This window comes from Ruania albidiflava DSM 18029, assembly GCF_000421225.1.
GTDB classification, from domain to species: Bacteria; Actinomycetota; Actinomycetes; order Actinomycetales; family Beutenbergiaceae; genus Ruania; species Ruania albidiflava.
The window spans coordinates 59,514-72,217 of sequence record NZ_ATWL01000008.1 but is presented as its reverse complement, the minus strand read 5'-3'; the positions used below and the strand labels follow the sequence as shown (position 1 = coordinate 72,217).

Annotated in this window: 10 protein-coding genes; 4 read left to right on the top strand and 6 right to left on the bottom strand. The window is 69.1% G+C overall.

The genetic code is table 11. The features are described from left to right. Window positions 1-96: 96 nt before the first annotated feature. Window positions 97-3,954: a multifunctional oxoglutarate decarboxylase/oxoglutarate dehydrogenase thiamine pyrophosphate-binding subunit/dihydrolipoyllysine-residue succinyltransferase subunit gene (locus tag K338_RS0110910; protein ID WP_022918210.1), complete on the top strand. Its 3,858-nt coding sequence runs from the start codon at window positions 97-99 to the stop codon at window positions 3,952-3,954. Then, window positions 3,951-4,565, top strand: a complete 615-nt coding sequence (locus tag K338_RS0110905; RefSeq protein ID WP_022918209.1) for a GDSL-type esterase/lipase family protein — start codon at window positions 3,951-3,953, stop codon at window positions 4,563-4,565. Before K338_RS0110910 ends, K338_RS0110905 begins: the two co-directional genes overlap by 4 nt. 88 nt (window positions 4,566-4,653) lie before the next feature. Here K338_RS0110905 and K338_RS0110900 read toward each other — a convergent pair whose 3' ends face one another. From K338_RS0110900 to K338_RS0110880, 4 genes are all read right to left on the bottom strand, one after another. Then, window positions 4,654-7,434 carry a vitamin B12-dependent ribonucleotide reductase gene (locus K338_RS0110900; RefSeq protein WP_022918208.1) on the bottom strand — a complete coding sequence of 927 codons (2,781 nt, stop codon included), beginning with the start codon at window positions 7,432-7,434 and terminating at the stop codon, window positions 4,654-4,656. A gap of 296 nt (window positions 7,435-7,730) precedes the next feature. Beyond that, window positions 7,731-7,883 carry a methionine/alanine import family NSS transporter small subunit gene (locus tag K338_RS25125; RefSeq protein WP_022918206.1) on the bottom strand — a complete coding sequence of 51 codons (153 nt, stop codon included), beginning with the start codon at window positions 7,881-7,883 and terminating at the stop codon, window positions 7,731-7,733. Further along, window positions 7,883-9,403, bottom strand: coding sequence for a sodium-dependent transporter (locus tag K338_RS22015; protein ID WP_022918205.1), 1,521 nt, complete (start codon window positions 9,401-9,403; stop codon window positions 7,883-7,885). The genes K338_RS25125 and K338_RS22015 overlap by 1 nt, the downstream gene beginning before the upstream one ends. A gap of 139 nt (window positions 9,404-9,542) precedes the next feature. Further along, complete coding sequence (locus K338_RS0110880) at window positions 9,543-10,523, bottom strand: zinc-binding dehydrogenase (RefSeq protein WP_022918204.1); 981 nt, start codon at window positions 10,521-10,523, stop codon at window positions 9,543-9,545. Window positions 10,524-10,637: 114 nt separating this feature from the next. On the opposite strand from K338_RS0110880, the gene K338_RS26595 reads away from it, so the two are divergent. Next, entirely contained in the window at window positions 10,638-10,712 is a 75-nt protein-coding gene (locus K338_RS26595; protein ID WP_423817685.1) for a 50S ribosomal protein bL37, read from the top strand. A gap of 103 nt (window positions 10,713-10,815) precedes the next feature. Here the strand turns inward: K338_RS26595 and rsrA are convergent, their stop codons facing one another. Both rsrA and K338_RS22010 read right to left on the bottom strand, forming a co-directional pair. Continuing rightward, a complete protein-coding gene (gene rsrA, locus K338_RS0110875; RefSeq protein ID WP_022918202.1) occupies window positions 10,816-11,082 on the bottom strand; it encodes a mycothiol system anti-sigma-R factor in 267 nt (88 codons plus the stop codon). Further along, window positions 11,079-11,759 carry a sigma-70 family RNA polymerase sigma factor gene (locus K338_RS22010; RefSeq protein WP_084481034.1) on the bottom strand — a complete coding sequence of 227 codons (681 nt, stop codon included), beginning with the start codon at window positions 11,757-11,759 and terminating at the stop codon, window positions 11,079-11,081. The genes rsrA and K338_RS22010 overlap by 4 nt, the downstream gene beginning before the upstream one ends. A gap of 336 nt (window positions 11,760-12,095) precedes the next feature. Between K338_RS22010 and K338_RS0110865 the strand changes: the two genes are divergently transcribed. Beyond that, on the top strand, window positions 12,096-12,635 hold the full coding sequence (locus K338_RS0110865; protein WP_027286723.1) for a DoxX family protein: 540 nt from the start codon (window positions 12,096-12,098) through the stop codon (window positions 12,633-12,635). Window positions 12,636-12,704 lie beyond the last annotated feature (69 nt).

Here is a 12,704-nt window from a genome sequence, read left to right as displayed (position 1 = left end):
CGAAACGCGCAGTTCTTCAGGCTGTTGTGGCACTGGTCGCCTAGGCTGGTAGTACGCATCCAGCACGCACATCTTTCGGAAGAGGGCGATCCCCGAGTGTCCCAGCAGGCACCCCACGACTCCACATCCGCGGCGGAGATCTTCGGTGGGAACGAGTGGCTCATCGAAGAGCTGTACTCCCAGTACAAGAAGGACAAGAACCTGGTCGACGAGTCCTGGTGGGAGTTCTTCGAGACCTACTCCCCTGCCGATCTGTCCGGCAGCAACGGCAGTACGGCCGCGTCCGCGCCGAGCCAGGCTGAGCAGGCCGAGTCCGCGGCGAGCGCTGCCATCGCACCGGCCCAGCAGCCGCCGGCGAGCGCCGCCTCCGAGCCTGCCTCGGAACCGGCCACCGCACCCGAGGAGGAGCCGGCGGCACCGGCTCGCCAGACCTCTGGTGCTACTGCCGCCCAGCAGCGCGACACCAACCCGGAGCCCGCCGAGGTGCGCGCCGACGTGCCGCCGGAGGCTCCGGTGGCTACCGCGGTGGCTCCCACTGCCCCCTACACCCGGGCTGTCACCGGCGGCGGTCCGCGAGATGCGGGCGGCGAAGGCGAGGCCACCCGGCTGCGTGGTCCTGCTGCCCGGGTGGTCACGAACATGGAGACCTCCTTGGAGGTGCCCACTGCCACCAGTGTGCGCACCATCCCGGCGAAGCTCCTGGTGGACAACCGGATCGTGCTGAACAACCACCTGGCCCGCAGCCGCGGCGGGAAGGTGTCCTTCACCCACCTGATCGGCTTCGCCGTGGTCGAGGCGCTCGGTGACATGCCGGAGATGAACGCCGGCTACCGGGAGGTGGACGGCAAGCCGGGCATCGTGCGCCCGGCACACGTGAACTTCGGGCTGGCGATCGACCTGGCCAAGCCGGACGGGACCCGTCAGCTGCTGGTGCCCTCGATCAAGGGCGCCGAGGAGATGAACTTCGCCGAGTTCTGGCACGCGTACGAGGAGGTCGTGCGCAAGGCCCGCGGGAACAAGCTGACCGTGGACGACTTCGCTGGCACCACGATCTCGCTGACCAACCCCGGCACCATCGGCACAGTGCACTCGGTGCCACGGCTGATGTCCGGGCAGGGCACGATCATCGGTGTCGGAGCGATGAACTACCCGGCCGAGTACCAGGGGGCCTCGCTCGAGACGGTCTCGCGGCTGGGCATCTCCAAGGTGCTCACCCTCACCTCCACCTACGACCACCGGATCATCCAGGGCGCCCAGTCCGGGGACTTCCTGCGGATCGTGCACGCCAAGCTGCTCGGTGAGGACGGCTTCTACGACCGCGTGTTCGCCGCACTGCGGGTGCCGTACGAGCCGGTGCGCTGGACCACTGACGTCACGCCCAGCGAGGAGGAGGACTTCGGCAAGCCCGCCCGGGTGGCCGAGCTCATCCACGCCTACCGGTCCCGCGGCCACCTGCTCGCCGACACCGACCCGCTGGCCTACCGACAGCGCAAGCACCCCGACCTGGACGTGCAGACGCACCGGCTCACCCTGTGGGACCTGGACCGGACGTTCCCCACCGGCGGGTTCGGCGGCAAGCCGAAGATGCTGCTGCGGGACATCCTCGGGCTGCTGCGCAACTCCTACTGCCGCACCATCGGTGTGGAGTACATGCACCTGCACGACCCGGCCCAGCGCCGGTGGCTGCAGGACCGCTTGGAGTCGGGGTGGTCCAAGCCTGAGGCCGACGAGCAGAAGCGCATCCTGCGCACGCTGAACGCGGCGGAGGCGTTCGAGACCTTCCTGCAGACCAAGTTCGTCGGGCAGAAGCGGTTCAGCCTGGAAGGTGGCGAGGCGCTCATCCCGCTGCTGGACCGGGTGCTGGACCGTGCCGCCCAGGAGGGCCTGGACGAGGTCGGCATCGGGATGCCGCACCGCGGCCGGTTGAACGTGCTGGCCAACCTGGCCGGCAAGTCCTACGCGCAGATCTTCGCCGAGTTCGAGGGGAACCAGGACCCGCGCACCGTGCAGGGCTCCGGGGACGTGAAGTACCACCTTGGCACCGAGGGCACGTTCACCGCCCTGAACGGGGCCACCACGAAGGTGTACCTGGCGGCCAACCCCTCCCACCTGGAGGCGGTCAACGGCGTGCTCGAGGGCGTCGTCCGGGCCAAGCAGGACCGTCTCGACCTCGGCGGCGCCGGCTACTCGGTGCTGCCGGTGCTGATCCACGGCGACGCCGCGTTCGCCGGTCAGGGTGTGGTCACCGAGACCCTGCAGCTGTCCCAGCTGCGTGGCTACCGCACCGGTGGCACAGTGCACATCCTGATCAACAACCAGGTCGGGTTCACCACCGGTGCCGCCTCCTCGCGGTCCACGATGTACGCCACCGATGTCGCCAAGGGGCTGCAGATCCCGGTGTTCCACGTGAACGGGGACGACCCGGAGGCGGTGGCGCACGTGGCCGAGCTGGCCTTCGACTACCGGCAGGAGTTCAACCGGGACGTCATCATCGACATGGTCTGCTACCGCCGCCGCGGGCACAACGAGGGCGACGACCCGTCGATGACGCAGCCGGTGATGTACTCGCTGATCGAGAAGAAGCGCAGCGTCCGCAAGCTGTACACCGAGGCGCTGGTCGGCCGGGGTGACCTCACCCAGGAGGAGGCCGAGGAGGCGCTGCAGCACTACAAGTCCGAGCTGGAACGGGTGTTCACCGAGACCCGGGAGGGCAGTGCTCGCACCGACTCCCAGGTCCAGGGTCTAGAGCTGCCGGAGTCTCAGCAGGAGGACGCCGGGATGATGGTCGGCTGGCAGACCGCCGTGCCGGCCAAGGTGGTCGAGCACATCGGTGCCGCGCACACCCGCCCGCCAGAGGGCTTCACCGTGCACCCGAAGCTGACCCAGCTGCTGGAGAAGCGCGAGCACATGGCCACCGACGGCGCCATCGACTGGGCCTTCGGTGAGCTGCTCGCCTTCGGTTCCCTGCTGATGGAGGGGATGCCGGTACGGCTGGCCGGGCAGGACTCCCGCCGGGGCACGTTCGTGCAGCGCCACGCCGTGCTGCACGACCGGGTCAACGGTGCGGAGTGGACACCGCTGATGTACCTGTCGCCGGACCAGGCGAAGTTCTGGGTCTATGACTCCTCGCTGAGCGAGTACGCGGCGCTGGCTTTCGAGTACGGCTACTCGGTGGAGCGGCCCGACGCCCTGGTGGCGTGGGAGGCGCAGTTCGGCGACTTCGTCAACGGTGCCCAGACGGTGATCGACGAGTTCATCTCCTCCGCAGAGCAGAAGTGGGGGCAGACCTCGTCGGTGGTGCTGCTGCTGCCGCACGGCTACGAGGGGCAGGGACCGGACCACTCCTCGGCACGCAAGGAGCGGTTCCTGCAGCTGTCCGCCGAGGACAACATGATCGTTGCCGAGCCCTCCACGCCGGCGAACTACTTCCACCTGCTGCGGCGTCAGGCCTACCAGCGCCCGCGCCGGCCCCTGGTGGTGTTCACCCCGAAGCAGCTGCTCCGGCTGCGGGCCGCCACCTCGACGGTGGAGGACTTCACCTCCGGCACCTTCCAGCCCGTGCTCGGGGACACCACTGCCGACCCGGCGAAGGTGAACCGGGTGCTGCTGTGCAGCGGGCGGGTCTACTACGACCTGCTCGCCGAGCGCAGCAAGCGCGAGGACGACGGCACCGCACTGGTCCGGCTGGAGCAGTACTACCCGCTCGAGGCAGAGGCGCTGGACGCCGAGCTGCAGCGCTTCCCGGACGCCGAGCTGGTGTGGGCACAGGACGAGCCGGCGAACCAGGGGGCCTGGACGTACCTGCGGGTACGGGCGGCCAAGGCGGTGCCCGCGATCGCTGAGCGGGGTCTGCGGCTGGTCTCCCGGCCGGAGTCGGCTGCCCCCTCGGCCGGCACCGGCAAGAAGCACCAGGCCGAGCAGAAGGTGCTGATCAGTGAGGCCTTTGCCCGGTGAGCGCAGCGGCGACGCACGAGGAGCCGACGCGCAGGCGCATCTGCGTGGTCGGGGACGAGCTGGTAGCCGGGGTCGGTGACGCCCGGGGACTGGGCTGGACCGGGCGGGTCGCCGCCCGCACGGTCAGCGAGGAACCGATCGAGTGGTACCCGCTGGCCGTGCCCGGAGAGTCCAGCACCGCCCTGTCCGGGCGGTGGGAGTCGGAGTGCAACCGGCGCTTCGGCACCGGGGACAACCGGCTGGTCGTGGCGCCCGGCGCCGCGGACCTGAACCATGGGGTGTCCCTGGCCCGCAGCCGGCTGAACCTGGCGAACGTGCTGGACGATGCCACCAACCGGCGCATCCCGGTGTTCGTGGTCGGCCCGGCACCGCGCAACGACGTGGACGCCGACGCGCTGGCAGAGCTGTCCACAGCGTTCGCGGACGTCTGCGGACGCCGCCGGCTCCCCTACGTGGAGACCTACCAGCCGCTACGCGACCACGAGCAGTGGGTCGCCGACCTGGCCTCGACCGACGGCCACCACCCGCAGCAGGCCGGCTACGGTCTGCTCGCCTGGCTGGTGCTGCACAACGGCTGGCACGAGTGGCTCGGCCTCCCGCAGGAGACCTGACCACCATCACCTGACCGCGAAGGTGTGGTTGTGGTCGTTGTGAGCCTCGATCACGACCACAACCACACCTTCGTGCGGAACGAGCGGGTCAGCTGCAGCCGCTGGTGGCCCCGCACCCCTCGCACACGTGGCAGGAGCCGGAGGGGCGCATCGTCGCCCCGCAGGTCAGGCACAGCGGGGCGTCCGCCCGAGCAGCCGCAGCCTGGGCAGGCTCCGGGGTGGACGGGGTGACACCAGCGGCAGGAGAGGCCTGCTCCCCCGCCACGGTTGCGCCGTCGTCGGGCTGGGTGAGCTCACCTGTGTCCAGCTCCCGGGCCCGCTCCTGCGTGCTGCGCACCCCGAGTGCGCCGCGGGTGTCGGCGTCCAGGTAGTCCAGCGCCAGCCGGCGGAACACGTAGTCCATGATCGAGGTGGACATCCGCAGGTCGGCGTCGTCGGTCAGTCCCGAGGGCTCGAAGCGCATGTTCGTGAACTTCTCCACGAACGTCTCCAGCGGCACGCCGTGCTGTAGCCCGATCGAGACCGCGATGGAGAACGCGTCCATCACCCCGCCCAGGGTGGAGCCCTGCTTGCCGAACCGCAGGAAGATCTCGCCGAGGCGGCCGTCGGCGTAGGTGCCGGCGGTCAGGTATCCTTCCGCGCCGCCGACGGCGAACGAGGTGGTCTGCGAGGCACGTCGCCGGGGCAGCCGCTCACGTACCGGCCCCAGGGACGCGGTCGCGGCCGGCGTGTCCGGCTCACCGGAGCCCGTCGCTGCCTTCTTCTTGCCGTCGGAGAGCGGCTGGCCGACCTTGCAGCTGTCCCGGTAGATGGCGATCGCCTTCAGACCGAGGTGCCAGCCCTGCTGGTAGATGTCCGCGACGTCGGCCACAGTGGCCTCCGCGGGCATGTTCACGGTCTTGGAGATCGCCCCGGAGAGGAACGGCTGCACGGCGGCCATCATCCGCACGTGCCCCATCGGGGTGATCGAGCGGGTGCCCACTGCGGTGTCGAAGACCGGGTAGTGCTCGGTCTTCAGCCCGGGCGCACCGACCACGTGTCCGGTCTCGGTGATCGACTCCTCGATCGCCTCGATGGTCTCCTCCGCATAGCCGAGCGCCCGCAGCGCCCGCGGTACGGTCTGGTTGACGATCTGCATCGAGCCACCGTCGCTGAGCTTCTTGTACTTCACCAGGGAGAAGTCCGGCTCGATCCCGGTGGTGTCGCAGTCCATCATGAAGCCGATGGTTCCGGTGGGCGCCAGCAACGAGACCTGAGCGTTGCGGAAGCCGTGCTCCGCGCCGAGCCGCACCGCCTGCTGCCACTCCTCGGCGGCGGCCCGGTGGATCGCGGTGTCCATCGTGCAGTGGGTGCGCAGGTCGTCGTCGGCGGCCTGGTGCTTGCGCACCACCCGCTGGTGCGCACCGGCGTTGCGCGCGTACCCGGTATACGGGCCGAGCGCCTCGGCCATCTGGGCAGAGCGCCGGTAGGCCACACCGCTCATCATCGAGGTGAGCGCACCGGCCAGCGCCCGGCCCTCCTCGGAGTCGTACGCACGACCGGTGGCCATCAGCAGGGCACCGAGGTTGGCGTAGCCGATGCCGAGCTGGCGGAAGTCCCGGGTGGTGCGCCCGATCGCCTCGGTGGGGAAGTCGGCGAAGCAGATGGAGATGTCCATCGCGATGATCACCAGCTCCACCACGGCGCGGTAGCGGTCCACGTCGAAGCTGCCGTCCTCGTCGAGGAACGCGAGCAGGTTCACCGAGGCCAGGTTGCAGCTGGAGTTGTCCAGGGACATGTACTCCGAACAAGGATTTGATGCCGTGATCCGGCCGTCCTCGGGCGTGGTGTGCCAGTCGTTGATGGTGTCGTCGTACTGCAGCCCGGGGTCGGCGCACTCCCAGGCAGCCTGGGCGATCGAGTCGAACAGGGCCCGGGCGTCCACCGTCTCCACCACGGAGTGGTCCTGGCGGGCACGCAGGGCGAACTCACCGCCGGCCTCCACCGCACGCATGAACTCGTCGGTCACCCGCACGGAGTTGTTCGCGTTCTGGTACTGCACCGAGCTGATGTCCGCCCCGCCGAGGTCGACGTCGAAGCCGGCCTCGCGCAGCACCCGGATCTTGTCCTCCTCGCGGGCCTTGGTGGCGACGAACTCCTCGATGTCCGGGTGGTCCACGTCCAGCACCACCATCTTCGCCGCGCGGCGGGTGGCGCCGCCGGACTTGATGGTGCCGGCCGAGGCGTCCGCGCCCCGCATGAACGACACCGGTCCCGAGGCGGTGCCCCCGGAGGAGAGCAGCTCCTTGGAGGAGCGGATCCGGGACAGGTTCAGCCCGGCACCGGAGCCGCCCTTGAAGATCAGCCCCTCCTCCCGATACCAGTTCAGGATCGATTCCATCGTGTCGTCCACGGACAGGATGAAGCAGGCGGACACCTGCTGCGGCCCGTCTGTGCCGACGTTGAACCACACCGGGGAGTTGAAGGCGAACACCTGGTGCAGCAGCAGGTAGGTGAGCTCGTGGGAGAACACCTCGGCGTCCGCTTCTGCTGCGAAGTAGCCGTGCTCGCGTCCGGCGCGGGTGTAGGTGAGCACCACGCGGTCGATGAGCTGCTTCAGGCTGTGCTCGCGGGTCTGGCTGTCGAGCGCACCGCGGAAGTACTTGGTGGTCACGATGGTGGCTGCGTTGTCGGACCAGAAGTCCGGGAACTCGACCCCGCGCTGGGTGAAGATCGTCTCCCCGGTGCGCCAGTTCTGCTGCACCACGTCCCGGCGGGTCCAGGTGACCTGTTCGTAGGGGTGCACCCCGGGCGTGGTGAAGATCCGATCGATCGTCAGGCCCGCGGGTGTCTGCTCGGTCTTGGTCTCGGCGGGCGCCGTCTGCGTCATGACACTCCTCGCTCCGTTGTCACAACCACAATATCTTGTCGAACTACATGCTTGCAACTACTAGATGTTGTGCCTTTGCTGGCGTCGTGTCAGATGCCGGATGACCACTGGAGCGCAGCGGGCCCTGAGGTACCGGAGCGGGAGGAGACACCGTTCCGCGACCGGGGCGCGCGGCCTGACGGTCGGTGTCGGATCGGCTGGTACCCGCACAGCGGCGAGGGTGGCCTCGACGCCGCTGCACAGCAGGTCTTCGACGTCGAGGCCACCCCCGGCCCCAGGTGCGGTGCTGCTCGTACCTACTGGTAGCCCGGTCCGGGCTGTGCGGTGCCGGCCGGCTCGTCGGGATCCTCCGGGTCCGGGTTCCGGCGCAGATGGATCAGTGCGGCCACCAGGCCACCCCAGACCAGCACGATCGCGATGATCATCATGATGATCGCCGAGAGATCCATCACCGCTCACCTCCTGTTGTCAGCAGCTCGCGTTCGCGTTCGACCACTCCCTTGGGCCAGGGCACGAAGGACAGGATGATGGCGATCACGATCAGCCCGATCGCCACCCCCCAGCCGAAGATGCCCACATAGCTGCTGGGCATCCCGCCGTAGCCCTCCTGGATCCGGTCCACCACCTCGCTGATGAACATGAACCCGAGCACGATCGGCGTCACGACCGTCAGCATCACCAGCCAGCCCCAGTTCAGCTTGAACGAGGAGATGGCGTTCAGGTGACCGGACAGGTCGCGCAGCCTGCGCAGGCCCCACCCGAGGGTGATCACCGAGACGAGCCCGGCACCGACGATGCCGAAGTTGTTCGCGAAGTTGTCCACGATGTCCAGCAGGTTCAGGCCGGTGGTGGTGGGGAACAGCACCAGGGACACCACTGCCATCAGCCCGCCGACGACTGCCACGGAGGCGGTCCGGCCGAGGTTGAACTTGTCCTCGAAAGCATCGATGACCACCTCCACGATGCTCACCAACGAGGTGATACCAGCCAGCACCAAGGAGGCGAAGAACAGCACACCGAGCAGCGCCCCGCCGGGCATCGTGGAGATGATCGCGGGGAACGCGATGAACGCCAGCCCGATGCCGCTCTCCACGACCTCGCCGACCGGCACCCCGGAGGCGTGTGCCATGAACCCGAGCGCTGCGAACACGCCGATGCCGGCGAGGATCTCGAACCCGGAGTTGGAGAACGCCACCACCAGGCCGGAGCCGGTCAGGTTGGTCCTGCGCTTCACGTGTGCGGCGTAGGTGATCATGATGCCGAACGCGATGGACAGGGAGAAGAAGATCTGCCCGTAGGCGCTGACCCAGACATCGGAGCTGGCCAGTGCGCCCCAGTCCGGGGTGAACAGAGCGTTCAGGCCGTCCAGGGCACCGGGCTGGCGCAGCGCCTGGATCACGAAGATCACGAAGATCACGATGAGCACCGGGATGAACACCTGGGCCAGTCGGGCGATCCCGGACTGGATGCCCATCCGCAGCACGATCAGGGTGAACAGCCAGATGAGCAGGAGCGGAACGAACACACCGGCCACGAAACCGCCACCGATGCTGAAGTCACCGCTCTGCTGCAGGAACTCGCCGCCGAAGAACCCCTCCGGGTCCTCGCCCCAGTCCTGGCTGATGGAGAACCCGATGTAGCGCACCGCCCAGGCGATCACCACCGCGTAGTAGACAGCGATCACGAACGAGATGCCGACCTGCCACCAGCCGATCGCCTCGGTCCCCCGGCTGAGCCGGCGGAAGCTCAGCGGCGCCGAACCGCGGTACTTGTGCCCGATCGCGTAGTACATGAACAGCAGCGGGATACCTGCGGTCAGCAGCGCTACCAGGTAGGGCACGATGAATGCCCCGCCGCCACCTTCGTAGGCGACGTAGGGGAAGCGCCAGATGTTCCCCAGGCCGATGGCGGAGCCCATGGCCGCGAAGATGAATGCGCTCCGCCCCTTGAACTGTTGTCGTTCACTCATCTCTGAGCCTCCAAGATCGACATGTCTGTGCGGACGTCCTCGTCCACCCGCTCATCTGCTCGGTTGCCCACACCGTAGCGACTCCGCGTCGTCGAGTCACGCACCTGCCCCCTCGTGGTGCCAGTGCGTACCGGACACCTCAGCCCTCGCGGGTGAGCACCACCTTGCCGAACACCTCGCCCGAGGCAAGACGGGCGAATGCGGACCGGACGTCGTCGAGGGAGTCCAGGTCGAAGCGGGAGTCGATCACCGGCCGCACCCCGGTGGTCAGCAGCATGGCGACCACTTCGTGCAGCTGGTCCAGGGTGCCCATCGTGGTGCCGATCACCCGCAGGCTGCGGAAGAACACCCGGTTCAGGTCTGCCGAGGGCGCCGGGCCGCTGGTGGCGCCAGCGACCACGACCACCCCGCCGGGGCGCAGCGAGCGCAGCGAGTGCTCCCAGGTGGCCTCGCCGACGGTCTCCAGCACCACGTCCACCGGGGCCACCCGGGTGCCGGTAGGGACCGCCTCGTGGGCACCGAGCGTCTCGACGGCGGCAGCTCGTCTGGTCTCGCTGCGGGAGGTGGCGAGCACGTAGCAGCCGGCGGCGCGGGCGAGCTGGATCGCGGCGCTGGCTACTCCCCCGCCGGCGCCCTGCACCAGCACCCGCTGCCCGGGCCGCACGCCCGCCGCGTGGAAGAGCATCCGGTAGGCGGTCAGGTAGACCGTGGGCACGCAGGCCGCCTCGGCGAAGGTCAGCTCGGCGGGCTTGGGCACCAGGTTGCGGGCCGGGACCCAGACGGTCTCGGCGAGCGTCCCCGGGTGGAGCTCGGACAGCAGGGTGCGCTTCGGGTCCAGAGTCTCCTCCCCCGACCAGGTCGGCGAGGCGATCACCGAGTGCACGAGCACCTCGTTGCCGTCCGGGGCGGTGCCGGCGGCGTCGGTACCGAGCACCATGGGCAGCCGGTCGGCCGGCAGTCCTACCCCGCGCAGGCTCCACAGGTCGTGGTGGTTGAGCGCGGCAGCACGCACCTGGACGGGGACCCACCCCTGCGGTGGGGCAGGATCTGGCAGCTGGCCCAGCTGCAGTCCGGACAGCGGATCCTGGGCATCCTGGCTGGCAGCGTAGACGGCTCGCATACCCCCACCGTACGGGCGGGCCAGCCAGGCAGCCAGGGGTGACCGTTCGGTGCGGACCGTCAGATGTGGAACGATAGGGGGCGGTCCACATCCGTCACCAGCAAGGAGACACCGATGAGCAAGCGCGGTCGCAAGCGCAAGTCCCGTAAGCACAGCGCCGCCAACCACGGCAAGCGCCCCAACTCCTGATCGCGTCCGCAGCACGGACGCCAGCGATCCTCCGGTGCCGAGCCCTCTCCTGGGCTCGGCACCGTCGTCTCTGCCCGGAAACCGGCCGTGAGCAGCTCTCCGGTCAGCGGGTGCGGGTCTGCCGCAGCAGCGTCAGCTGGGTGCGCACCCGCATGCGCAGTGCGTCCGGGGCGACCTCCGCACAGGAACGCTTCAGCACGATGCGCAGCTCACGCTCCCGGCTGACCTCGTCCAGGCACGTGGTGCACTCCTCGATGTGTGCCCGCAGCCGGTCGAGCTGGATCTCGGACATCTCCGCGTCCAGGTACTCGTACAGGTGCTCCAGCGCCTCTTCGCACCGGCACCCTTCAGGGCCGATCTCCTCGGTCATACCTTCTCCACCTTCATCCCCAACGACCGAGCGTGATCGGCCAAGAGCTGCCGCAGCTGGCCGCGACCACGGTGCAGCCGAGACATCACTGTGCCGATCGGGGTGTCCATGATCTCGGCGATCTCCTTGTAGGCGAAGCCCTCGACGTCGGCAAGGTACACGGCCAGACGGAAGTCCTCCGGCAGCTGCGCCAGCGCGTCCTTCACCTCGGTGTCGCCGAGCGCGTCCAGGGCCTCGGTCTCCGCCGAGCGCAACCCGGTGGACGTGTGCGACGCCGCCCGGTGGATCTGCCAGTCCTCCACCGAGTCGGAGTCCGACTCCTGCGGCGCGCGTTGCTTCTTGCGATAGGTGTTGATGAACGTGTTCGTCAGGATCCGGTAGAGCCAGGCCTTGAGGTTGGTGCCCGGCTTGTACTGGTGGAACGCAGCGAACGCCTTGGCGAACGTCTCCTGGACCAGGTCCTCGGCGTCGGCCGGGTTGCGGGTCATCCGCAGCGCGGCTCCGTAGAGCTGGTCGAGATAGGGCATCGCGTCAGTCTCGAACCGCCGCTCCCGCTCCAGGGCGGTCTCGTCCCGCGGCGCGCGCTCAGTCTCTTCCGTCATCACCCTCGAGCCTAGCCTGGCCTGGCCGCTGTGCATCACGGCGTCGACGCCCTCCCCGTGCTGGGGTGAGAGCATCGTGCGCGGACCGGCCGCAGCATCCCAGGGCTGCGTGGCCGTCGCGGACACGGGCACCGCGGCCGGAGTCGTGCAGGAGTCCGGACCGCACACCATGCCGAACGCTGGTGTCGAACCGGGACCGAGGGCAGTCTGCATGCTCATCATCCAGGCACAACCGCATCGGCCACCGATCCATTCCGACGGCGCAGCCCACTGTGCCTACCTCGCTGACCAGGCTCTTCTCGACGGCGTAGCCCGCTGTGCCCAGTCCGGGCACCGTGGTCGGGAGCGCGAGCGGAGACTCCTCACCTGCCAGAGTTCGCACCTCGGCCCGATCTGCGGTAGCAATGGAGCATGGATCCTGTGCGCGCACTCGCCCGCCCCCTGCTCGCTTCTGTCTTCGTGGTCGACGGCGTCGACGCCCTCCGTCACCCGGAGAAGCACACCGCCATGCTCGAGCCGTACGGCCCCGCCCTGGACAAGGCGGCCGAGACCGTTCCCGGTGTGCCCACCAGCCGCACCACGCTGGTGCGGGTCAGCGGCGGCGCCTCGGTGGCCGCTGGCCTGCTGCTGGCGCTCGGCAAGGCGCCGCGCCTGGCCGCGGCGACCCTCGCCGTCATCGGCCTGGGCTCCACCGTGGTCCGGCACCCGTTCTGGTCGAAGAAGGGGGAGGAACGCCGCGAGGAGCTCAGCGCGTTCCTCAGCCGCGGTGCCGTGACCGCTGGCGCCGTGTTCGCCGCCACGGACCGGCGTGGCAAGCCGTCGCTGGCCTGGCAGTACCAGAACTGGCGCGAGCACCGTGAGGACCTCGCCCAGGTCAGCGACGACTTCGAGGAGCAGCTGGCCGAGGTGAAGGCCAAGGCGAAGGAGAAGGTGGCCCGCGCGAAGTCCTGACCGCTGAGCGCGGCTCCGGCCTCGCCGCGTACCGGCCGGTGGGCGACGCGCTCCCACTAGGCTGGGAGG